The organism is uncultured Subdoligranulum sp. (genome assembly GCF_937890665.1).
Genome location: NZ_CALADU010000218.1, coordinates 1 through 22,672, shown reverse-complemented (window position 1 = coordinate 22,672; position 22,672 = coordinate 1). Strand labels below are relative to the sequence as shown.

The following is a 22,672-nucleotide window of genomic DNA, read 5'->3' as shown; positions in this document are numbered from 1 at the left end:
CATCATGGAGCAGATGTTGATGATCTTGCCGCCGCCCTGCTCGATCATATCGGGAATGACCGCCTTGGCGACAATGAAGGGAGCGTTCAGGTCAACGTCGATGACCTGACGGAACTGGGCAGCGGTCATCTCGATCATCGGGATGCGCTTGATGATACCGGCGTTGTTGACCAGCACGTTGATGTGGCCGACCTCGGCGGTGATCTTCTTGACCATCTCATTGACGGCATCCTCGTTGGTGACGTCGCAGACATAGCCGTAGGCTTCGATGCCGGCTTCCTTGTAGGCGGCCAGGCCCTTGTCTACCAGCTCCTGCTTGATGTCGTTAAAGACGATCTTGGCGCCGCAATTGGCCATAGCGGTGGCAATGGCAAAGCCGATGCCGTAGGATGCGCCGGTGATCAGCGCGACCTTGCCAGTCAGGTCAAAGGATTTGGGTGTGCAGACAGACATTTTTCGTACCTCTTTTCAAAATTCAGACAGTCGTAACAAGCGTTTCGCAGGAACCTTCTATGCGATACACACCGCTTCCGGCGGGCAGGAAATAACTCTCGCCCTTTTGGATATCGACGGTTTCGCCGCCGCAGGTCAATGTGCCGATTCCATCGGTGATAAGCAGCGACACAAAGGACTTTTCGTCCGCTGTACCGTTGAAATTACCGCTTTTGACGTCAACGGTAAAATACTCGCACTGCGCGAGATGGCTGCCGAAGTCGTGCTTTTGCGGCGGGGTGCGCAGGGTCACGTCCAGCGCCTTTTCAATGTGCAGGGCGCGGGGCTTGCCGTCCGCACCGACGCGCCCGTAGTCGTAGACGCGGTAGGTCACGTTGGAGTTTTGCTGTACCTCGGCAATGACGATGCCCTGGCAGATGGCATGCAGCGTGCCGGACGGGATAAAAAAGCAATCCCCTTTATGCACCGGCACGGCGTTCAGGACCTCGGTCAGGGTGTTATTTTTGATGCGCTCCGCAAACTCCTCTTTGGAGATTTCGTGCGCAAAGCCGTAGTACAGGTATGCCCCCGGCACGCAGTCCAGCACATACCACATTTCTGTTTTGCCGTACTGATGTTCATTTTTGAGCGCGTACACGTTGGACGGATGCACCTGAACGGACAGGTTCTGCTTGGCATCGATCAGCTTGGTCAAAATTGGGAACTGGTCGAACTTGTCACAGTCAGTGCCAAGGCAGCCGGGGTGCGCGGCAAGGTACGCCGCCAGCGTGGTGCCGTCCGGCAGGCAGCTCGGGCCGTCCGGGTGGCAGGACAGCACCCACGCCTCCGCCAGCGGGTCAAGGTCGCTTTGGATGCCGAAATCGGTGCGCAGGCGGCTGCCGCCCCACAGATAATCCTTGCAGCTCGGGGTCAATTTGAGTATCGGCATAGAATTATCCCTCCGTTCCCCAGACTTCGATCTGCGTTAGTGCCGGGAACGGCGAGGCATCGTCCGCCTTTTTCAGCTCAAACAGCTTCAGGCTCTGCACGGTGCGCGGGGCAAGGGCAAACACCTGCGGGGCGGCGGTTTTGGTCAGCTGCAAGACCTCGCGGCTGCCGTCATCAAATGCCACGGTCGCCTGCGTCCAGTAGCTGTCGTGCGGGAAGTCCGCACGCAGCGTCAGCCGCAGCTCGTCCACCGTGACCGAACGGCCAAACTCGATGGTCAGCGCGGCATTGGGGTCGCGGTTGATGCCCCAACTCTGGTACGGCCAGGTGCCGTGGGCGTCATTCTCATACACGCCGTCCACGGCGTTGCGGGCGGCAAACACGGCCTCGCCGCGGGTTTCCACATTTGCGGACGCGTGCGGGTAAAACCCGTGGCTGCCGTGGCAGTCGTAGGGGTTGAACGCAAGGTTTCGCCGTGCGGCAACCTCCTCCGCCGTGGCCGGGCGGGATCGGAAAATCCAGCCCGCGCTCCCTGATGTATACGAGCGCCGGGGGCATCGTGTCCTCGAGCTGCACCACACAGTACAGGCCCGCCTCGTCGCATTCCAGCGCAATCCAATCGCCGTCCGCGTAGGGGGCTGTATGCACAAGCGAGATGCGCTCCCCCGCGCGGCTGACGGCCAGCGTGTCACCCGCTGCACCGATGACTTTCAGCTTGATTTCTGCCATGCTTCACACCTCCTGCTTTGCCAGCAGTGCCGCGCCGATGACACCCGCCCGGTAGCCGAGCGTGCAGGTCGTGATGCGGGTATGCTTTTTGGCAAAGGCGCTGCCGAACACCATCGGCGCAGCGGCGGCACGCAGCGGCTCTAACAGGTTTTCGCCCTGATTGGCCACGCCGCCGGACAGCCCGATGACCTCCGGGAAAAAGATATTGATAAGGTTTGCCACGCCGACTGCCAGATGGTGAATGTAGTTGTCCGCAACGGCTTTGGCGGCGGCATCCCCCCGCACGGCGGCATCAAAAACCGTGCGCCCGTTGACATCCGCTTCGGTGGGTGCCAGAGTGTTCAGCAGGCTTTCCGGGTGGGTGCGGCGTGCTTCGCGCGTCATGCGGATCAGCGCCGTGGCGCTGGCAAGGGCTTCAAGGCAGCCGCGCCGCCCGCAGGTACACAGCGGGGCATCGGGCGCGTCGGCAATCACCATGTGTCCGGCTTCGGCTGCTGCGCCGGTGTAGCCGGTCAGCAGCTTTCCGCCCAGCACAACGCCCGCACCGACGCCGGTGCCGAGCGTCAGAATCACCGCGCTCTGCGCCCCCTTGGCGCAGCCCGCCAGTGCTTCGCCGAGGGCAGCCACATTGGCATCGTTGCCGAGGCAGACTGGCAGCCCGGTTTTGGCTTGCAGGTAGTCCGCCATAGCAAAATCGTGCCAGTCGAGATTGTTGGAATAGAGCACCACGCCGTCACACACCGTGCCGGGGCAGCCCACGCCGATGCCGGCGACCGGCTCCCCCGCGCCGAGCTGCAGACACAGCGCGGCAATATCGTCACAGACCTCCTGCGCCGTGCGGGGCAGGTTGGTGGGGGCGGCGGCTTCTTTTATAATTTCGCCGTTTTCGCTTACAAGGGCGGCTTTGATGTTGGTGCCGCCCAGGTCAACGCCCAGATAATACATAAAAAAATCCTCCTCAGATGCCCGTCCATTCGTCCTGCCAGTTCAGCGCAGGCAAGCCGTTTTCAAAGGTGACGGGCAAAATCGTGTAGCCGGAACTGCGCAGATCGTCCGGGTGCCAGTGGTCAAGCAGAAGGTAAGGCTGACCGTTTGCGGCAAAGACGGCGGCGCTCTGCGCACCGAAGGTCTGTCGTGCGCCGGGGCCGCGGCAGGGGTCGTCAATGAGCCGCCAGCTGCCGAAAATCGCACTGCTCTCGGCGTACAGCATCGTGTTGGGGCTCCACCCGGTGCAGCCAGATGAAAACAGGAGATACTTCTCGCCGCTGTGCCACAGCGCCGGGGCCTCCCGCGCCTGATCGATCAAAATTTCCTTGCCGCTGCCGGTCAATTTTGTGTAGGTTTTGTCCAGCTCCCAGACGCGCATGGTGGCGTTCCAGTCGGACGAGCAGAATAGATAGGCCCTGCCGTCCCTGTCCTGAAACGCCGTGAAGTCACGGCTGTCATGGTTGCCGGGGCGCTGACTGCCCATGTAGGTGAACGGTCCGGTTGGGGTATCGCTTACGGCAAGCCCGACCTCGGCACGGGTGTAGCGGCGGTTATCCAGATGAAACCACAGCACGAATTTTTGCGTTTCTGCGTTATATAGTACACTGGGGCGCTCGCAGACGCTGTCCGGGTGGAGGTCGTGTCCCACCTCATTGACTGCCGAGAGTACAAGACCGCAGTTTTCCCAGTGCAGCAAATCGCGGCTTTTGTAGCAGGAGAAGCCCACAAAATCCACGCTGCGGTTGTACGTGTCGGTATCCTTGTTCTCACCGTACCAATAAAAAATGCCGTTGTGCTGTAAAATGCTGCCGCCGTGCGCCTGAATGCCGCGCCCGTCGGCGTCAAGCCAAAGTGTTCCGTTTTTCATCGCTGTTCCTCATAGTCAAAAAAGGCAAAATCCGCGTGGCTTTGGTGGGCGTCCATGTCCTGTGCACAGATGCCGACCATCGCGCCGGTGAAGGCGCACCGCCCGCGGCGGGTCTCGACATAATCATCGCTGAGGTGGTCGGCGGGCTGAACCCCGCCCAGGGGCTGCCAGCCGCCGTCCGCCTTGTAATAAAACTGCGCCTCTGCGCCGTTTACGCAAACCTTCAGCGAAATTTCCCCGTCCGGCAGGGGGATCGCCTTGCTGCCGTAGGTGAAATCCTTGTAGTCGCACCGCAGAATTTGCAGCGTGCGGGCGTTGAGGCGCTCGTCCCATGTGATATAGGCGTAGATCCAGTTGCAGGTGTCGTAGAACAGCACCAGCCCCGCCACCTGCTGGAAGTTTTGCGGTGCAAAGTCGATTTTCGTTGTTGCTGTAAATGCAAAATGCTGCCAGCGGCGTGCAAACAGCGTCTGCTTGTGGTGGCTGGAAAGCGTCTGCCCGCCGTAGAGCCGCAGCCAGCCGGGGCGGGCGGTCAGGCTGTAATCGGTTTCGGGCGTCAGCGGGGTGCGCAATGTCTTAAAGGTAGGGGGCAGGCCCTTGTCCGGCGCAAAGGTCACGCGCTCGCTGTGGTCGAGAAGCTGCCGGACATTCCCTGCCGCTTTCGGCGCGGGAATGACCAGCTCCGGGTGGTGCGTGCCGTTGGCCAGGCGGGGCCAGCCGTCCGCCCATTCGATTTTTTGCAGGGCAGTTTCACGCCCCAGCGTGCAGTTCCCGCGCTCTGTCAGGGGGCGGGCGCAGATGTGGGTGATGTACCACTCGCCGCCGATCTCGACAAAACAGGCGTGACCGCTTTTTTGCAGCGGGTTGACGGCATCGTCCCGCGCGGTCAGCAGCGGGAAATAGGGCGAATCCTCCCACGGGCCGTCCAGCGTTCTGGCGCGCGCGACTGTGGCGGCGTGCAGGTAGCCCGTGCCGCCCGCCGCGCAGAGCAGGTAATACCAGCCGTCCTTTTTAAGAATCTGCGGTCCCTCGCAGACGCCTAACGATGTGCCGCGGTAGAAGTGCCTGCGCGCACCCACCAGCTGCCGTGTGACGGGGTCAAACTCCTGAATGACTGTCCCCGCAAAGCCGGGGTTTTCCAGCCGCCAGTCAAACAGCATATTCAAAAAATAGTGGTGCCCGTCATCATCGTGAAAAAGCGCCGGGTCGAAGCCGCTGGCGGTCACCAAGGTCGGCGCACTCCACGGACCGGTGATTTTTGGCGCAGTGACGACATAGTTCAGGGTATCTTTGAAGGCGGTCGCGCTTTTTACATCGGTATAAACCAGCCAGAACAGCCCGTCCGCGTAGGAGAGATGCGGCGCCCACAGGCTGCCGGAGTTGTAGTTGCCAAGCAGCTCACTGGGGACCATATCGCGCCGGGCGATGGGCGCAGCCACCCACTGCCAGTTGACAAGATCCTTCGAGTGGTAAATCTCAATGCCGGGCCACCACTCAAAAGTGGACGTAGCAATGTAGTAATCTTCGCCCACATGCAGGGCGCTGGCATCGGGCGCAAAGCCGGGCAGAATGGGATTCTGAATCGTATGCATCTCAATCCTCATTTTCCAAGATAAAGGTGGCGGCGTCAAAATCGGTAAGCCCGTGTACGGTCAGTTGGCCGTCAAGGTGCGTCACCGTCAGACCATCCCGCATAAACTGCGCGGCGATTTTGCCGCCCACCGGCAGGGTGACGGCTTCGGGCGCTGCGCCGAAGGTATGTACAACGACAAGCGTCTGCGTTTTGCCGCGCCGCACGACCGCCTGCCAGCCCTTGGGTGCGCGGTAGCTGACGATGCGGGAACCAAACCGCTGGCTGACGCCGTGGTCTATGATGGAGGCCGCCTTGCCGTAAAATGCCGTGCCTTCGTCCATAACAGTCCACTGCGCTGCCGAGAGGGCGTCCGGCTCGCCGGAAAAGCAGAGCCGCCCCAAAAGCCCGCTGCAGATTTGGTAGTACAGCTTTTGCAGCGGCTGCCCCGCCTTGACCACCGCCCAGATCTGGCTCTGGCGCGGCAGGATCATGCGGTGCATATTGGCGGCAATGATGGGGATCTCATCGCACTCGTGCGCATCGGAAAAGCTGGCCATACAGGCAAGCTCCAAGAAGCTGTGGCAGAGCCGATGTCCGCCCGATGCACAAAGCTCCAGCACCAAGTCGGGCAGCTCGCGGCGGATGCGGGCAAAAAAATGCTGACTTGCCAGAATCTGCTCATACAGCCCTTCGCCCAGACTTTCCGCACCGTCACAGCCAAGGCCGATGGTTTCGTTGTAATCGACCTTCATGTAGTCAATGCCGTTGGAACGCAGAAAATCAATGACCCTGTGCGCCAGATACTCCTGCACCTCGGGCTTGCGCATATCCCAGAAGCGGCGGTCGCCTGCCGTGATGGGAATGCCGCCGCGGGTCAGCAGCCATTCTGTCTTGTTAAAGCAGTCCGGCTCATCGCGGCCCGCCATTTCAAACTCAAACCAGATGCCGGCCTTCATCCCGGCGTTGTGAATCGCGTCCACGACATACTTCAGACCGTGCGGGAACGCCCTGCGGCTCAGCTCCCACCTGCCCAATTTGGCTGCCGCCTCAAAGGCGTCATCATCGTACCAGCCCGCGTCAATGACGTAATAGCCTAAGTTTTTGCCTTTCAGCGCACGGATATGGCGCAGGACGGTTTCCTCGGTAGGCTTGCCCCATGTGGAGCAGAATTCGTTGAACAGCACAGGCAGGGTCTTTTCAGATGCGGGCAAAAGCGGCTCGATGGCGCGGCGGGTGTTTTCTGCCAGCACCTGCGCCGCCGTATCCACACCGCCGCGCACGGCGGTCAGCACCGCCTTGGGCGCGGTGAAGCACGCGCCGGGGGCAAGGGTCTTGCACCAAGCACCGAACTCCCGGTCTGCCAGCCCGCCCGACAGGGACAGCCCGAAATCCTGCCGATACAGCTCCATCTGCCAGCTACTGCCCTGCGTGGTGGCGGCGGCCCATGTCACGCCGTGGGCGGTGTCCTCCACCGCGCAGAACGGCACAAAGCCACGCACGGGAAAGCTGCCCACACTGCCGAACCGCACGCTGTTGGCGGAGTAGCACTTCCAGCTCGGCTCCAGCTGCAGATCCTCGGCAGCTTCGGTCACCAAGCGCCCCTCGGCGCTCCATGTTGAACGCAGACGGTGGATCTTCAGGGTTTCGGGCGCAAGCCCTTCCGAAAACGGCGACAGACTGCCCAGCGTAAAGCTCGACAGCATCTCCAGCGTGTGGGCTTCGCTGCCGGTATTTTCCACACTCGTCACGACCTCCGCAGCAGGGTTGTCGGCGTAGAGGGTCAGTGTGTGGGTGTAGGCAAGGCCGCGCGGGTCGGTCAGCTTTGTCACAACGACTGTTTTATCGGCAGATTTTTGTGCAGTCTGCCCGGTATACCGCATGGCTTTTACGGTGGGGCTGTTGCGCATTGTGCGCCCGCCGCTGAAAGATGCCGGGGCATCGTCCTCGGTCAGCTTGGCTTGAATGAGTGGCTCGGCGGCGCAGTCGGTGCGGGCAATGCCGCCCTCGCCGCCCGCAGGCACAAGCAGCAGCTCGACAACATCCCCTTCGCGGTGATAGACGGCGGTCAGTCCACCCATAGAAATGCTGTTGATAATCTTACGCATAACAGGATTCACCTCGTATAAATTCATTGGGTGTCAGGTTGTGCCGTGGACAAAAACCACCGCCCACGGTGCCAAGGGAAGTGTCGTGTGCAGGCATCCGTTTTCATCTGCCTGCAGCGTGGTTACGGCGCACGCTTCGGCGCAGGTGCGCAGCTGCTTTGTCTGTTCAACAGTCAGGTTGCCCGGGCAGCCCATGGCGTGCCACAGGGTCATGGCATCGCCGTGGTCGGCGTCCAGCGTTTCGACCGTCAGCGTTGCATGAGGCTGCAGGCCGGAAAGCTGTAATTCCAGCAGACCGGCTGTGCCGTGCTGCAAGACAGCGCGTGCCGCCGCGTGATCCGGGTAGGCGCACATTTCCACGGCTTTTTTGTACTCCGGCGGATAATTCCATGCCATCAGCCGCAGGCTGTCCCCTTGCGCCGTCGCCAGAAAATCCGTGCCCTGCGCCAGCAGGCGGTTTCCCAAACGGTGCAGCATACGGTAGACATGGTAGGTCGGTTTGGGAATGCCGTTGAAGTTCACCAGTCCGAAGCCGCCGTGATATGCGTCATGGCCGCCGCCCAACTCCTCGAAAATATCACTGAATGTCCAGTAGGACAAACCGTTGACCTGCCCATTGACCGAAGTCGCAGCGTCAGCTACATAGCAGGCGGCGGGCAGTTCGTCGTGGCTGCAATCGCGGCTGGACGGCGAACTGCTCCATTCCGTCAGCCAGAGTTCGGCATCGGGATAGGCGCTTTCCGCAATCATGCGGCGCAGCCACGCAACATCTTCCCGCAGGCTTTCGCGCTTGCGGGTTCTCTTGCAGGTGTTGCCGTAACCGTCCAAGGCCCAGTCGGTGGGATAAGGGTGTGCCGAAACAAAATCCACCGGCAGGTGATTCTGCGCACAGTAATCCAGAAATTCCCGCACCCAGACGCCGTGCCACGGCAGGGCGTCAATGTCATCAACAAAGGCGGTTTTCTGCGCGGTTATATCCTCGGTTTCCCCGTCAAAACGGCTGTCCGGCACAAAATTGCTGGTGGCCGGTCCGCCAACCCGCAAAGCTGTGTCAACACCCTTGATGGCCTGCACACTGGCCTTGTACAGGGCAAAATATTGGCTGCGGGTGCCGTTCCAGAAAGCATGCAGGTCAGCTTCATTCCAGATCTCAAAGTACCACTTGCGGACTTCCTCCGAGCCGTAGCGCTCCAGCCAGTGGCGGCACAGTGCGGCCAGTAAATCCGCCCATTGCCGCAGGTCGGCGGGCGGATCCACGCGGCCCTGCCACCAGAATTGTGTCTGTGTGCCGCTTGCCAGTTCCGCCGGGCAGAAGCCAAACTCCACAAACGGGCGGATTCTGATGGAAAGCAGGAAGTCAAACAGGCTGTCGATGTACTGCCAGCTGTAGCATAGTTCACCGGCATCGTTGCGCCAGACAACATGCATATCGTCGGTCAAAAGACCGTGAAAGCGGATATAGCGGAATCCGCAGTCCTGCACCGCGCGGCGGAGCTGCTGCTGCCAGTCTGCGCGCAATCCCTCGCAGGCGCGGCCCGCTCCCACGCAGGACGAAAAATTATGGGTAAAAGGCTGCCCCGGCTGTGCCGCATTCACGGTGGTTTTGATTGTGTACATGGTACGATTCCCCCATTACCACAGATAAATCTCGTCCCCGGTCAGCTTGAGCAGGGCCTCATAGAAATAGTAATCGCCGTAGGTAAAGTTGATGTTATGCTCCTTGCCGTGGTAGTCGGCGCTGCAATATTGCAGGTAGCCGTCACGGCTTTCGTCCCAGTCGGCGGTATCGTCCAGCGCGTGCAGCATTTTCAGCGCGGGGGTCAGGTATGCGTCCTTTTTGCCGGGAACAAGCTGCGCCAGCTCAAGCAGGCCGCAGGCGGCCACGGCGGCGGCAATGTCATCATAGTAAGCAGGTTCGGCAGGCTGGCAGAAGTCCACCGGGATGCGCCCGTCTGCGGGGATATGCGCAATAAAATACTCCGCCACCTTTTGCGCCATCGCAAGATAGCGCACCGCACCGGTGTGCTTGTAGCTCATCACAAAGCCGTAGAGCGCCCAGGTCTGCCCGCGCGTCCAGCTGGAGCCCTGCGCGTAGCCCTGCCCGCCGTAATCGCGGACAAATGCGCCGGTTTCGGGGTCAAACTGCACGATATGGCGCACACTGCCGTCTGCACGGATAAAGTTTGCCGCCACGGTATCGGCGTGGGTCATCGCAATTTTGGCAAAACGCGGGTCCTTGGTTTCCTCGCTCGCCCAATACAAAAGCGGAATATTGAACAAACAGTCGATGATCGCCCAGCCGCGGGTATCGGTGTCCGGGTCGGGGAAATCGTTCCACGCGCGGATATACCCCGCCGGGTTGAACCGCCCGGCCAGCAACTGGGCGGCGTGCAGACCGCGGCGGCGGGCATCGGCATCGCCGGTCAGGCGGTAGTCCGCCACGGCGCTGGGCAGCCACATAAAGCCGACATCATGGTGCAGGCCGTAGTAGCACGAAAAGCACTCGTCGAGCGTGCGCTCGGTAAAGCGGGCAATCTCGGCATAGCGGTCATCATGGGTCGCGTGGTAGGCCTGCCACAGCATCCCCGCCCAAAAGCCGTTGGTCCACCAGCAGATGCCGTCGGCGTCATCGCGGTCCCCCTCAAATATTTTGTTGTTGTGTACACCGTCCACCGCGCGGTTGGGGATTTTCTCGGCGCTGCGCTCCCGCACGGCGCGCAGCTTGTGCTCAAAGCGTGCCGCCGTGGTGCTTGCCCAGTTCTTTTCGGATGTGTTCAGATTCAGCATGGTGATTCTCCTTCTATAATCAGTAATGCGTCCCGATAACAGGGAGCCTGTTCCAAATGTAAGACCCCAGCCTTGTACAGGCAGTGTGCCGGCAGTGTTTTTCGGGTTTCCAAATCTATAAAGTATATTTTTTGCACAGAAAGGGTATCTGCCAGTGGTAGCGGTGCCGCTGTGGGCAGATACAGCACGGTGCGCACACCGCTGCGGGCGGTGGGAATCTCCTCTCGGTAGGCAAGCAGCACCTCCGGGCAGGGGGTAAAATCCCATCTGCCCCAATCCTCACATAGTCGCCGGGCAAATGCGAAATCCTCTGCGCCGGGCAGCCCCAAAGCGTCCGTGCAAAGGGGGGCCTGCAAAAATCCCTCGCCGCTGACGGGATTTTCCGGCATATCGGGCTTATACCAGTTCCAGACGCCGTGGGCGCCGTAGGTGATGCCCGCACAAGCACCCGAAAGCAGACTTGTCCAAAGGATACGGCGGCAGTCCTCCCGCCGATGGCGTCCGTAGGCCAGACGGCTGTAGCCCATCTGCTCATAGCATGGCTCGCTGTTCAGCACCGGTTTTTGCGGAATCCGGGCACGGAAGCTTTCCGCCAGCGTCCGCGCCGTGTACTGGTAGGTCGGGTTGTGACCGGACTGATAAAGGTAGAGCGCAGCGTAATCAGCCAGTTCCTGCGGCAGCGCATCGCTCCAGCCCTTGAGGTGGTAAGCCAACGGCGCATCCGGTGCAAATTTCTGCACCAGCCGTGTGACCCACAGATACCGCTGCAGCGTCTGCTCGGTTTCAAAATCCGCATCCCCGCTGATCAAAAACACCGGGTCATAGGCAGAAAAGGTCTCGCAGATCTTTTTTACGACCGGTTCAACCATGGCTGCGGGCAGTATATTCTCCGGGTGCTTTGCGGCAGCCCATGTACCGGGAACATAATTGCACCACTGCACCGCAACGGCCAAGGTGATGCCGTAGTGTGCGGCAAGGGCTGCCATACGCCCGGCACGGGCAAAATAGGCTTTGTTCAAGGTGCCGTCATAGTTAAAATGCAAGCCGTCCTGTGTGGGAAACGGATACAGTCCCAGTGTGCTGCCGCAGCGGTCCCACTGAGGCAGTGCGTTGACCTGCACAACATTGAAGCCCTGTGCCGCACGCTTTATAATATAATCCTGCCATTCGGCGTCGGTCATATTGGTAAATGCACTCCAGCAGGTGTCCCCCAGCCAGAAGAAGGGAAGGCTGCCCCGTTTCAGTACGCGGTCATCCGGTGTGATTTTTGCCATACATTGTTTTCCCTCCTTTTCTGATTCTATCTTACAGGTTTACACCTCTATAAATAAGGCGGAAATTTAAGCGGAATGTGGGCAATTTAAAGGTCGTTCGGCTTTGTGGTACACAAAAAAGCCACACAGAAGGCAATGTGCTGCAAACTGCCCTTGCGCGATTGTGCAAAATGCACTATACCGGCTTTTGGTGTGGGGAAATTTTAGCAGAACAAGTTAAAAACACCCACTTTGCTCTAAAAAAACCGCCTGTTTTTACCGCTTGCCATCCTGTACAATATAGACAACGAAAGGGACAACGCCCCCGATGAAAAAGACCAAAAGACGAAAAGGAGAAAACACCATGAAAAAAGCATTGTCTGCTGCCATAGCCGCCGGTATGACCGCCGTTATGCTGGCCGGCTGCGGCACCTCCGCATCCTCTGCCGCGGAGAGCACCGCCCCTGCCGAGAGCACCTCTGCCGCCGCCTCCACCGAGGCCGCCGCGGAAAGCGTTGTCTCCGCCCCCACTGAGCTGAGCTTTGTCTTTGCCGACGGTGACGACAACTTCAAGACCGAGATAAACAAGATCGTTGACAACTTTAACGCTGCCAACCCCGACATCACCATCACGATCGAGCCGGGCGACGGCGGCTCCTACAGCGAGTTCCTGAAAACCAAGGACAGCGTCGGTGAGTTCCCCGATATGATGGAGATGCGCGACACCGCCATGTATGTCCGCGCCGGCAAGGTCGCCCCCCTGAGCGATGATATCAAGGCGCTGTTCACCTCCACCGTGGAGTTTGACGGTGTTACTTACACCGCGCCCATGTCCGGTGCCAACACCATGGGCATCATGTACAACAAGCAGTACTTTGCCGACAATGGTCTCGAGATCCCCAAGACCTGGGACGAGTTCATCACCCTCTGCCAGACCATCAAGGATAAGGGCGATATGTCCCCGCTGGTTGTCGGCGGCAGCGATGTCTGGCACATCGGCTTCCTGTATGACCTGTGCTACGCCAACAACGTTCTGGAGAGCGACCCCGACTTTATCGAGGAGTGCTACAAGGGCGAGAAAGACTTCTCTGACGCCAACTTCCAGAAGGCCGTCACCGATCTGGCTGAGGTGCTGAGCTTCGCACAGGACGGCTGGGCTTCCACCCCCGATGCACAGATCACCACCTTCTTTGTCAACGAAATGTCTGCCATGATGTTCTCCGGCACGCATATGTTCGGCCAGATCAACGAGGCTGCCCCCGACTTTGAGTACGGCTGGTTTGCCGTGCCCGACCGCGACGGCAAGGTCAACCTGCTGGGCGGCGGCACTGCCGGCGGCTGGGCGCTGAGCGCTGAGGCCGCCAAGGACCCCGACAAGCAGGCTGCGTTCGACGCCTTCTGCAAGTATTTCTTCAGCAGCGATGTCTACGGCGAGTACTGCGAGCAGATGGCAGCCATCCCCACCACCGTGGAGACCCCGAAGATGAACAGCAGCGAGCAGTTCCAGGCCGTTCTGGATGCCCTGTCCACCGCTGATTACACCCACCTGATGTGGAACCAGGAAGTCGGCAACCGTGAGCTGCCCCCGGACTTCCGTAACTTCACCTACAAGACCTGCATTGAAGTCGCTCAGGGTTCCCGCGATATTGATTCTGCTTCCGCCGAGCTGCAGAAGACCTGGAATGTCGCGCTCCAGAGCTTTAACCCCACCACCGGTCTCGGTGTAGAATAAGGGGCAACAGGCGCAATGATACCGGGGCGCACTTGCCAATGGGCGGTGCGCCCTTTCTGCGCCCAAAATCCGCAACCACCCTTTGAAACGGAGGGACAGCGCCATGCTGCAGAAGAAAAGAAAGTTTGATACAACGGCGTTTTTGTTCATTGCGCCTGCGTTCATCCTGTTTACGGTGTTCTTGATCGTGCCAACGATATCCAGTTTTTATTACAGCTTTACCTCGTGGGACGGCATCAACCCCAACATCAAATTTATCGGCTTTGACAACTACAAAGAGATTTTTACCAACGCCCGCTTCGGCAACGCACTGAAAAACACCGCTCTGCTCACCGTTGTGATCTCGATCTGTGAGAACGCTCTTGCGCTGGGTCTGGCGCTGCTGGTCGATAATGTCGTCAAGGGCAAAAACCTGTTCCGCGCCATCTTTTACCTGCCGGTCATTCTTTCGGGCATTGTTTCCGGCTTTATCTGGAAAATCATGTACAACTACAACTTCGGCCCCGTCAACAAGGTGCTGGATATGCTGGGGCTTGCCGCCCTCAAGCAGGATTGGCTGGGCAACGCCGACATCGCCATCTGGGCGGTGGCTGTGGTTATGATCTGGAAGGGTGCCGGCTACTACATGATCATCTATCTGGCAGCCCTGCAGGGCGTGCCGCAGGATGTGCAGGAGGCCGCCACCATCGACGGTGCCAGCGCTTTGCAGCGGTTCCGCTTTATCACGCTGCCGCTGATCTCCGGCTCCTTCACCATCTGCTTTACACTGTCGCTGATCAATGGTCTGAAGGTCTTTGACCAGATCGCCGTTATGACGGACGGCGGCCCCGGCTTTGCGACAGAGACCATCGTCTACCTGCTGTATAAGTCCGGCTTTGGCGAGGGCCGTCAGGGCTACGGCACAGCGGTCGGCGTGGTGCTGCTGTTCATCATTCTGATCCTGAACAACATCCAGTCCGCAATTCTTCGCAAACGGGAGGTGCAGCTGTAATGGCAACGCAAACTGTACAGGCAACAAACACCGCGCCTAAGAAAAAAATCAAAATTGCCCCCATCGCCTGCTTTATCGTCACGGTCATTCTGGCTGTCCTGTTCATCTACCCGGTCTATTTCGCCGTTATCTCCGCCTTTAAGAGCAACGGCGAGATTTTGAAAGCGCCCCTTGCCTTCCCCACCGAGCTGTATCTGCAGAACTTTAAGGACCTGTTTGCCAAGACCGACTTCTTCACCGCCATCTGGCACACGGTATTTTTGACCGTTGTCAGTGAGGTGCTGATCATTCTGGTCGTGCCGCTGTCCGCCTACGCCATTGAGCGCCACAAGAGCAAGACCACCAAGTTTATCTATGCCTACTTTACCGCCGGTATGATGATCCCCTTCCACCTGTATATGTTCCCGCTGTTCAAGGAGATGAAGTTATTCCATATCTACGGCACGCTGTGGGGTCCCGTCATCTGCTACATTGCCGGCTCTGTCGCCTTCGGTACGCTGCTGTACACCAGCTTTTTGAAGGGCGTTCCCATCGACATCGAGGAGGCCGCCAAGATCGACGGCTGCACCGAGTTCAAGGCATTCTGGCGCGTGGTGTTCCCCCTGCTGGGACCCTGCACCGCCTCGCTGGTCGTGCTGAACGGTCTGGGCATCTGGAACGACTTCCTGATGCCGTATCTGGCACTGCCCTCCGACCAGGCCAAGACGATTACGGTTGCCGTTTACTCCTTTGTCGGTCAGTATACCGCCCGCTGGGATATCGTTTTTGCCGGTACGCTGATCTCCCTTGTGCCTGCGCTGATCATCTATGTCAGCCTGCAGAAATATTTTGTCAAGGGCATTATGTCCGGCGCTGCGAAGGGCTGATTTTTATCCCGCAATATGCTAAAATTGGGTGTGGGCACTGCGCCCACACCCAATTTTGCTGCATCGTGAGGTTTTGTTATGGATACGCCGCACCGTCCGCACCGCGTCAGTTTGTTTGCCAAGTTCACAGCCGTTATCCTGCTGCTGGGCATTGTGCCCATCGTGCTGCTGGTCACCGTGCTGCAAAGCCGTATGCTGACCGAGTACCGCGCCAGTCTGGAGGACGCCTATCAGGATGCGATCGCCTACTCGGCCTATTCTATCCGCGTTCGGTTGGATACCTATACAGACCTGTCGAAATTCTGCTATTACTACAACTATTCCTCTCAGGGGGATTTTTCTTACGACTACGACAATTACGACAACCTGCGCAAAATCCTGTCCGGTGAGGTTTTTGCCGACGCGGACAATGCCGCTGACAGCATCCGCCACGAAATGGGGCTGTTTTTGCACTATCTGAATATGACGGACGCCAATATTGAGGCCTCCCACTTTATCTATGCCCCGGCGGGCGCAGCCAAGGCGGTCAGCTACCAGCTGGGAAACTACAACAACTCCCTGTTTGACAGTGAGGCGTATCTGCAGGCGGTGGATTTTGAGCATTGGGACACCGAAAGCCGCAAAATGGGGCTTGTGCCCACCCACGCGCTGGATTACATCGGCTTTCGCGGCTCGCGCACGCCGTATGTCTTTACCGTTGGGCGCAACTATTACGACATTACCGGCGCAGTCGGGCATGAAAAATACTTGGGTACGCTCTTTCTGGACCTGCGCACCGATGTGTTTGACCGGCTGTTTGCCACGCTGAACCTGACCGGCGGCGGCATCGTCTATGTCACGGACGAGGCCGGGCACTGCTATTTTTCCTCCGACACGGCGCTTGTGGGTGAAACGCTGGATGTGACGGCGGAAGCACCGGACGGCACGATGCTCTTGTCCGAGCCGATCCCCGAATACGGGCTGACCGTTTGGTGCAGCCAGAGCCGCACCCCCATCGAAACGCAGATACAGGCGATGCAGCGGGCTGTGTGGCTGGTGGTCGCGCTGGCTGTGGCCGCGCTTGTCATCGGCTCGATGTTTTTCTCCCGCAAGCTGACCCAGCCCATCCGCACCATTATGCAGCACATGGGCGAGGTCGAGTCCGGTGATTTTACCGGGCGCATCCCTGTGACCGGCAACGATGAGCTGAGCGACCTGACCGAGCGCTTCAACCAGATGAGCGCTGAGCTGGACACCTATACAAAACAAGTGTATCTGTCTAAAATCAAGCAGACCGAGGCGGAGCTGAACGCGCTGAAAAGCCAGATCTACCCTCACTTTTTGTACAACACGCTGGAGGTCATCCGTATGACCGCTGTCGGGCGCAACGACCCGATGGTGGCCGATATGATCGAGGCGCTGAGCGACCAGATACGTTACGTCATCGGCACGGTCAACGACCTTGTGCCGCTGGGGCGTGAGGTGGATATTTTAACCAAATACGTTTACCTGCTCAACTGCCGGTTCAGCAACAAGGTCAGCTTCTCCTACGCCTGCGCCCATCTGGAAAACCAACTCATTCCCAAGTTGATTTTACAGCCTATCGTGGAAAATGCCTTTGTCCACGGCATCAAGCCGATGGACGGGCCGGGGCATATCCAATTGACCGCGGAAAAGCAGGAAAACTGCATTACGCTGACGGTCATGGACAACGGCGTCGGCATGGACGAGGACGCGCTGAACAGACTGTACACCCTGCTGGACAGCGACCAGCCCGGCCATAAAGAAAATTACGAGTGGGCGAGCATCGGACTGAAAAATGTCCATGACCGACTGCGCTACCTTTACGGCAGCGACTACGGCATTACGCTGTACAGCACACCCGGCGTGGGAACAGTCGTCACGGCCACCATCCCCGCAGACCTGCAAAATCTTGCACAGGAGGAACCGCTATGCTGAAAATGCTCATTGCCGACGATGAGCCGGTCATCATCCGCGGCTTACAGATGCTGATCGACTGGGCGCAGCTGGGCATTGAGATCTGCGCCACCTGCGAAAACGGTACCGACGCCCTGCGGGAGATCTTTGCCCAAAGCCCGGATCTGGCACTGCTGGACATCTCGATGCCCGGCAAGACCGGCATTGAAATTTTAAAGGCGCTGCACACCGCCCAAAGCCGCACCAAGGTCATCTTCATCAGCGGGTTTCAGGATTTTTCCTACGCGCACGATGCCCTCAGCTACGGTGCGGTGGACTATCTGTTAAAGCCTGTCAAAAAGGATGACCTGCTGCGCGCCGTGGAAAAATGCCTGCCGGTGCAGCCGGATCACAGCGCCCCGGCCTCGCCCTCCGACACGGGCAGCTACTCCGATGCGTTTGGCCGGGTGGCCGAGATGGAGCCGACCAGCTATATTTTGACGGCCGTTCAGCCGCTGGGGCTGACCGCCAGAAACGCCATGGAACGCCAGCTGATCGAGTTTTCAATCTTCGGCCAGCTGGATACTCTCTGCCGTCAGACCGGGCAGGGGACAGCATTCCAGAAAAAAGGGCAGTGCTATCTGCTGCTGGTCAACATGACGCAGGCGCAGGCAACCGGCTGGCTGCACGAGGCGCAGGCCCTGCTGGAGCAGCGCACCCGGTGCAAGGTCGGCTTTGTGTGCAGCCCCGCTACCGCCGAGATGAGCGTCGTGCCAACCTTTACCGCCCCCTGCCGCGATGCCTGCCGCTGGTTCTATTTTGCCGACCGCTTACCGGATACCGTGCTTGCGATGGATGCACCGCTGTTTGGCGAGGCCCCCGCCGACACCGCCACCCTGCATCCGCTGCAGGAGGCCGTGGCTGCCAGCTTTGTCGAGACGGACCGGGAGGTTTTCAACCGTGCGGTGGAAAACCTGCTGGCCGCTGTTCCGCCCATCACCGATGGCCGCGCCGATGCGGCTGTCTACCACCTGCTTGTCTGCCGGCGCATGGTGCAGGCGCGGCTGGAACGCTCCGGCGTGCAGTGCGCGGGCGGCAGCAGCGACCTGCTGGATGCCGCGCGCGAGACCGCCGATTACCCGGCGCTGGAAGCACTGTTCAAAAAATCGCTGGAGGAGCTGTACGGCCAGATGGCCGGGCAGGTCAAGAAAAATGAACATAAGGATATGCAAAGGGTGACCGATTATATCGCCGCGCACTACCGCGAGAACCTGACGCTGGAGGTGCTGGCAAAGCATATCCATATGAATCCGTTCTATTTCAGCAGCTATTTTAAAAAGCAGCTGGGGCAGAATTTCAAGGATTACCTGAACCGTGTGCGGATGGAGCATGCGCTGGAGCTGCTGCTGAACAGCGATAAGCGCAGCTACGAGATTGCCGAGGAGGTCGGCTTCAAGGACTACCGCTATTTTAACGAGGTGTTCAGCCGCTATTACGGCAAGACCCCTGCGGCCTACCGCAAGAGCTTTAAGGAGCAAAGCAATGGATAACGAGCGCATACAGTGGGCAGCCCAGATGCTGGCCCTGCTGGAACCGTTGAAAAGCCGCCTGACACCGGGCGGCAGCGGCTTTGCCTTGGGCGCAACCGCCGCCCATTACGAAACCGCGACCATCCCGATGGAGGCATTCAGCCGTCCGCTGTGGGCACTGGTGCCGTTCTGGGCGGGCGGCGGTCATGATGCCGCGTGGGAAGAAATCTACCGCCGCGGTCTTGTCTCCGGCACGACCCCCGGCGGGCCGGGGTATTGGGGCAGCTGCCGCGACCTTGACCAGAAATTTGTCGAGATGGCGGCAATCGCCTACGGTCTGCTGCTGACCCCCGATGTGCTGTGGGACCCGCTGACCGACACCGAACGCGAAAATCTGGCAAAGTGGCTCGACAATATCAACCACTATGAGTGCAGCCACAGCAACTGGCAGTTCTTTTGCATTCTGGTCAACTGCGCACTGAAAAAGCGCGGTATGCCGTATAATAGGGAACGGCTGGAATTGGGGCTGGCCCGCATCGACAGCTATTATGACACCCACGGCTGGTACCTTGACGGCAAGGGCGGCATGAAGGACTACTATAACGGCTTTGCCATCGTATTTTACTCGCTGCTCTACGCCATGACGATGCAGCAGGATGACCCTGCGCGGTGCGAAAAATTCCGCGCCCGCGCCTGCAAGTTTGCGCAGGATTTTATCTACTGGTTCGATGAAAACGGCGCGGCGGTCGCCTATGGCCGCAGCCAGACCTACCGCTTTGCGCAGGCGGCATTTTTCTCGCTGTGCGCGGCGGCGGAGCTGCCGGTGTTCACGCCGGGCGTGATAAAAGGCATTGTCACGCGGCATCTCGACTGGTGGGCGGCGCAGCCCATCACCGATAACGGCGGTGTGCTGACCATCGGCTACGCCTACCCGAATCTGATGATGTCGGAAAACTACAACGCCCCCGGCTCCCCCTACTGGTGCATGAAGGCGTTTGCGTTTCTGATGCTGCCCGCGGAGCATCCCTTCTGGCAAACCCCGGCGGAGCCGCTGCCCAAGCTGGACGCCGTGCGCCCGCTGCCCGGGGCCGAGATGCTGGCCCAGCGGGTGAACGGCATGGCGGTGCTGTACCCGGCGGCACTGCGGGTGAAACACCCGTTCCCCCAGATGGAGGAAAAGTACGCAAAGCTTGCCTACTGCTCACGCTATGCGTTCAGTGCTGCGCGCAGCCAGCGCACGCTGGAGGAGGCCGCGCCGGATTCGGTGCTGAGCTTCCGGTATCTCGGGCATATCTTTGTCAAGGCCGCGCCGGAGTCGTGGGAAATGACGGAGAACGGGACCCGCGCCGTCTGGTCGCCGCTGCCCGGCGTGCAGGTCGTGACGGAGATTGCTTTGTGCGACGGCGGGCATCTCCGCCGCCATACGGTTACGAGCGAAATCGCCTGCGAGGCGTTCGATGCCGGGTTTGCCATCCCCGATGACTGCCCCGGCGCAGCACACAGCTGCACCGCCACCGTTGCCCGCGCGGAACATCCCGGCGGCTTCTGTGCGGCAGAGGACCTGACCGGCCGCGGCACGCCGCTGGTTTTGGAACCCGTGCCCAACACGAGCCTGCAGTACCCCCGCACGGTCATCCCGATGGTACAGTATGCGATCCACCCCGGCACAACCGTGCTGGAAACGAAAGTGACATTTGCCTGAGGAGAGCAAGATGAAGGATATTTTCGATCCCCGCAGCTACGGGGCTGCGGCTGACGGCCGCACCAAGGACACAGCTGCGGTGCAGGCGGCGATAGATGCTGCCGCCGCGCAGGGCGGCACGGTGCGGCTGGCAGGCGGTACATTTGTCTGCGGTACGCTGTACCTGAAAAGCAATGTGGCGCTGGAAATCACCAACAGCGCCACCCTGCTGGCCAGCCCCGATATTGCCGACTATGGCACCGATACCCACCACAACCGCTACCGCAACGAGCCGGAGCTGGACCGCTGCTTTCTGTTTGCCCAAGATGCCGAAAATGTCACAATTTGCGGCAGCGGCGTCATTGACGGCAATGCCGCCGCGTTCCCCAACGCAGGCAGCATCTACCGCCCCATGCTGCTGCGGGTGCTACGCTGCCGCAATGTCCGCGTACAGAACCTGCGGCTGCTGAATGCTGCCGCGTGGACAACGGCATTTCTGGACAGCGATTTCATTTGGGCAACCGACCTGCACATTGAAAACCACCGGAACTACAACGGTGACGGTCTGGATTTTGACGGCTGCCGCCATGTCTGGGTGCGCGGCTGCTATATCGACGGCACTGACGATAACCTCTGCCTGCAATCCAGCGGTCTGCCCGTGCAGGATGTGCATATTTCCGACTGCGCATTTACCTCAGTCTGCGCGGGCATCCGCATCGGGTTAAAGTCCATCGGCGGGATTTCCGGCGTGGTTATCTCCAACTGCACGATGCGCAATGTCTGGCGCGAGGGAATCAAGCTGGAATGCACCGAGGGCGGGAGCATTACCGATATTCTGGTGGAGAATGTCACCATGCACAATGTCCGGCGCCCGATTTTTGCAATTTTGAACAACCGCTACCGCCCGGACGATTTAGGCAGCAGTGTAGAGCTGGACCACATACCGCCCATCGGCACCATGGCCCGGCTGCGCTTTGTGGGCATCACAGCTGTAGATGATGAGGAAATGGCCCACGCCCAGCGCCGCTTTGACAATGACATCATGGGCGAGCCGAGGTTCGGCGGCTGCCGCCTTGATGCCAACGCCGCTCACATGATAGAGGATGTGACGATCCGGGACTTCTGGTATACAGCCTTCGGCGGCGTGAAGCTGACCGATTTGCCAAGCGCCCCTTACCCGGGGGTTCCCGACCGCCTGCAAGCTCCCACCGCCCCCGGAAGCGAGAACTATTATCCAAATTGGAGCCGCACTACCCATTTAGATGCCCGCTATGTGCGGGGGCTTACGCTGGAAAATCTGCACTTCATCACTTTGCACTCTGACGAGAGACCTAAGATGCTGACAGAGGGTCCTACGATTATGTTATAATTATACAGCTTCAGCAGTAGATGGTGCAATCGTAAGTTGTACTCTCAGGTGTTAAGTTGTACGCATCACGGCAAGATTCCAGTGGAAAAAATCCGTTTTTTGTAGTTTTACGGATAGGATACGATAGTATCTTAGTATTTTATTTATTTAGTATTTATTTGTGCAAGATTTACCTGTACAGGGAAATCCAGTTTAGGGAAATCCCATTATGGCAAAACAAAAAATCCCCGGAAAGCGGGGACTTTGGGGCGATATTTGGCTGGGAGGGCACCGCGCCGACGCGGTGCGAACGCGCCCAAACAGGGGCGTTTCTCGCGGCGACAGGGGCGGTGTGCGAGGATGGTGTAGAGTTGGCTTGCGTACAACTTCTTGCTAGAGAGTAAAATTTCATCATTAGTTCGTGGGGGCGTTTCCTGTGTAAGAACCCTGTGATGAGGGTATTCGTATTTCTCAATGAGACCAAAGCTGCGCATTTATTTGATTGGTGCGTATGAGAATCTGTCTTGCAGATTTGCCCCCAAAACTGCCCCCAAAAGGGTTTGGAACAGGTCAGCACCATATATCACCTTTTTGTACACATGGGACAAAATCCGTTCTGAGCCTTGGTACGCAATACCACCAAACCCAACAAAACAACACTGTAACGCACAAATTTTAGATTTCTCATAACCCGGAGGTCACAGGTTCAAGTCCTGTCCCCGCAACCACAAAGTTTCAACGCTCTTTTCTTGTGTCCCGAAAACCACTCGCTAGGCGAGTGGTTCCAAAAAAGACTTATGTCGATCATGGTGAAATAAAAACTCCCTTTGCTATAATAGGAGTGCGGTCTGCCAACTGCACAAACAAGCAAAGGGAGGTCATTCAAAGGTAGGGAGGTGCGGACAAAAAGTTGGACTGGATACACTTAAAAGGGAGATTGAAAGATG

The 22,672-nt window shown here is 58.9% G+C and carries 17 protein-coding genes; 7 read left to right on the top strand and 10 right to left on the bottom strand.

The window, feature by feature from the left end; all coding sequences use genetic code 11:
* The 10 genes from Q0526_RS12680 to Q0526_RS12635 form a co-directional block, all read right to left on the bottom strand.
* Window positions 1–453 (bottom strand): SDR family NAD(P)-dependent oxidoreductase (locus Q0526_RS12680; protein ID WP_298734199.1); only part of this gene is annotated, 453 nt, incomplete at its 3' end.
* Window positions 454–475: 22 nt separating this feature from the next.
* Window positions 476–1,381: a type I phosphomannose isomerase catalytic subunit gene (locus tag Q0526_RS12675; RefSeq protein WP_298734197.1), complete on the bottom strand. Its 906-nt coding sequence runs from the start codon at window positions 1,379–1,381 to the stop codon at window positions 476–478.
* 4 nt (window positions 1,382–1,385) lie between these two features.
* Entirely contained in the window at window positions 1,386–1,784 is a 399-nt protein-coding gene (locus Q0526_RS12670) for a hypothetical protein (RefSeq protein ID WP_298734195.1), read from the bottom strand.
* Window positions 1,785–2,112: 328 nt separating this feature from the next.
* Window positions 2,113–3,054 carry an ROK family protein gene (locus Q0526_RS12665; RefSeq protein WP_298734193.1) on the bottom strand — a complete coding sequence of 314 codons (942 nt, stop codon included), beginning with the start codon at window positions 3,052–3,054 and terminating at the stop codon, window positions 2,113–2,115.
* Window positions 3,055–3,067: 13 nt separating this feature from the next.
* A complete protein-coding gene (locus tag Q0526_RS12660) occupies window positions 3,068–3,964 on the bottom strand; it encodes a glycoside hydrolase family 43 protein (protein ID WP_298734191.1) in 897 nt (298 codons plus the stop codon).
* A complete protein-coding gene (locus tag Q0526_RS12655; RefSeq protein ID WP_298734189.1) occupies window positions 3,961–5,556 on the bottom strand; it encodes a glycoside hydrolase family 43 protein in 1,596 nt (531 codons plus the stop codon). Before Q0526_RS12655 ends, Q0526_RS12660 begins: the two co-directional genes overlap by 4 nt.
* 1 nt (window position 5,557) lies before the next feature.
* The gene (locus Q0526_RS12650; protein ID WP_298734187.1) at window positions 5,558–7,642 is read right to left on the bottom strand and encodes a glycoside hydrolase family 36 protein; all 2,085 of its coding nucleotides are present in this window, start codon (window positions 7,640–7,642) and stop codon (window positions 5,558–5,560) included.
* A 33-nt stretch (window positions 7,643–7,675) separates the two neighbouring features.
* A complete protein-coding gene (locus Q0526_RS12645) occupies window positions 7,676–9,259 on the bottom strand; it encodes a xylann 1,4-beta-xylosidase (protein WP_298734185.1) in 1,584 nt (527 codons plus the stop codon).
* A gap of 15 nt (window positions 9,260–9,274) precedes the next feature.
* Window positions 9,275–10,429 (bottom strand): glycoside hydrolase family 88 protein, encoded by a 1,155-nt coding sequence (locus tag Q0526_RS12640; RefSeq protein ID WP_298734183.1) that lies wholly within the window; start codon window positions 10,427–10,429, stop codon window positions 9,275–9,277.
* Complete coding sequence (locus Q0526_RS12635) at window positions 10,423–11,703, bottom strand: DUF4038 domain-containing protein (RefSeq protein WP_298734181.1); 1,281 nt, start codon at window positions 11,701–11,703, stop codon at window positions 10,423–10,425. The genes Q0526_RS12640 and Q0526_RS12635 overlap by 7 nt, the downstream gene beginning before the upstream one ends.
* 343 nt (window positions 11,704–12,046) lie before the next feature.
* Here Q0526_RS12635 and Q0526_RS12630 point away from each other — a divergent pair, with 343 nt between their 5' ends.
* The 7 genes from Q0526_RS12630 to Q0526_RS12600 all read left to right on the top strand — a co-directional run bounded on the left by Q0526_RS12630 (window position 12,047) and on the right by Q0526_RS12600 (window position 21,746).
* A complete protein-coding gene (locus Q0526_RS12630; RefSeq protein ID WP_298734179.1) occupies window positions 12,047–13,414 on the top strand; it encodes an extracellular solute-binding protein in 1,368 nt (455 codons plus the stop codon).
* A 103-nt stretch (window positions 13,415–13,517) separates the two neighbouring features.
* A complete protein-coding gene (locus Q0526_RS12625) occupies window positions 13,518–14,405 on the top strand; it encodes a sugar ABC transporter permease (protein ID WP_298734176.1) in 888 nt (295 codons plus the stop codon).
* A complete protein-coding gene (locus tag Q0526_RS12620; protein WP_298734174.1) occupies window positions 14,405–15,271 on the top strand; it encodes a carbohydrate ABC transporter permease in 867 nt (288 codons plus the stop codon). The genes Q0526_RS12625 and Q0526_RS12620 overlap by 1 nt, the downstream gene beginning before the upstream one ends.
* A gap of 78 nt (window positions 15,272–15,349) precedes the next feature.
* Window positions 15,350–17,209, top strand: coding sequence for a histidine kinase (locus Q0526_RS12615; protein WP_298734171.1), 1,860 nt, complete (start codon window positions 15,350–15,352; stop codon window positions 17,207–17,209).
* Complete coding sequence (locus tag Q0526_RS12610) at window positions 17,203–18,717, top strand: response regulator (protein WP_298734169.1); 1,515 nt, start codon at window positions 17,203–17,205, stop codon at window positions 18,715–18,717. Before Q0526_RS12615 ends, Q0526_RS12610 begins: the two co-directional genes overlap by 7 nt.
* On the top strand, window positions 18,710–20,398 hold the full coding sequence (locus Q0526_RS12605) for a DUF2264 domain-containing protein (protein WP_298734166.1): 1,689 nt from the start codon (window positions 18,710–18,712) through the stop codon (window positions 20,396–20,398). The genes Q0526_RS12610 and Q0526_RS12605 overlap by 8 nt, the downstream gene beginning before the upstream one ends.
* Window positions 20,399–20,408: 10 nt before the next feature.
* Entirely contained in the window at window positions 20,409–21,746 is a 1,338-nt protein-coding gene (locus tag Q0526_RS12600; RefSeq protein WP_298734163.1) for a glycosyl hydrolase family 28 protein, read from the top strand.
* Window positions 21,747–22,672 lie beyond the last annotated feature (926 nt).

Coding starts and splice junctions, on each gene's coding strand:
- Q0526_RS12655 (WP_298734189.1), bottom strand. CDS start 5,556: ATGCATACGATTCAGAATCCCATTCTGCCCGGCTTTGCGCCCGATGCC.
- Q0526_RS12600 (WP_298734163.1), top strand. CDS start 20,409: ATGAAGGATATTTTCGATCCCCGCAGCTACGGGGCTGCGGCTGACGGC.
- Q0526_RS12620 (WP_298734174.1), top strand. CDS start 14,405: ATGGCAACGCAAACTGTACAGGCAACAAACACCGCGCCTAAGAAAAAA.
- Q0526_RS12630 (WP_298734179.1), top strand. CDS start 12,047: ATGAAAAAAGCATTGTCTGCTGCCATAGCCGCCGGTATGACCGCCGTT.
- Q0526_RS12640 (WP_298734183.1), bottom strand. CDS start 10,429: ATGCTGAATCTGAACACATCCGAAAAGAACTGGGCAAGCACCACGGCG.
- Q0526_RS12610 (WP_298734169.1), top strand. CDS start 17,203: ATGCTGAAAATGCTCATTGCCGACGATGAGCCGGTCATCATCCGCGGC.
- Q0526_RS12605 (WP_298734166.1), top strand. CDS start 18,710: ATGGATAACGAGCGCATACAGTGGGCAGCCCAGATGCTGGCCCTGCTG.
- Q0526_RS12660 (WP_298734191.1), bottom strand. CDS start 3,964: ATGAAAAACGGAACACTTTGGCTTGACGCCGACGGGCGCGGCATTCAG.
- Q0526_RS12675 (WP_298734197.1), bottom strand. CDS start 1,381: ATGCCGATACTCAAATTGACCCCGAGCTGCAAGGATTATCTGTGGGGC.
- Q0526_RS12650 (WP_298734187.1), bottom strand. CDS start 7,642: ATGCGTAAGATTATCAACAGCATTTCTATGGGTGGACTGACCGCCGTC.
- Q0526_RS12625 (WP_298734176.1), top strand. CDS start 13,518: ATGCTGCAGAAGAAAAGAAAGTTTGATACAACGGCGTTTTTGTTCATT.
- Q0526_RS12635 (WP_298734181.1), bottom strand. CDS start 11,703: ATGGCAAAAATCACACCGGATGACCGCGTACTGAAACGGGGCAGCCTT.
- Q0526_RS12645 (WP_298734185.1), bottom strand. CDS start 9,259: ATGTACACAATCAAAACCACCGTGAATGCGGCACAGCCGGGGCAGCCT.
- Q0526_RS12665 (WP_298734193.1), bottom strand. CDS start 3,054: ATGTATTATCTGGGCGTTGACCTGGGCGGCACCAACATCAAAGCCGCC.
- Q0526_RS12615 (WP_298734171.1), top strand. CDS start 15,350: ATGGATACGCCGCACCGTCCGCACCGCGTCAGTTTGTTTGCCAAGTTC.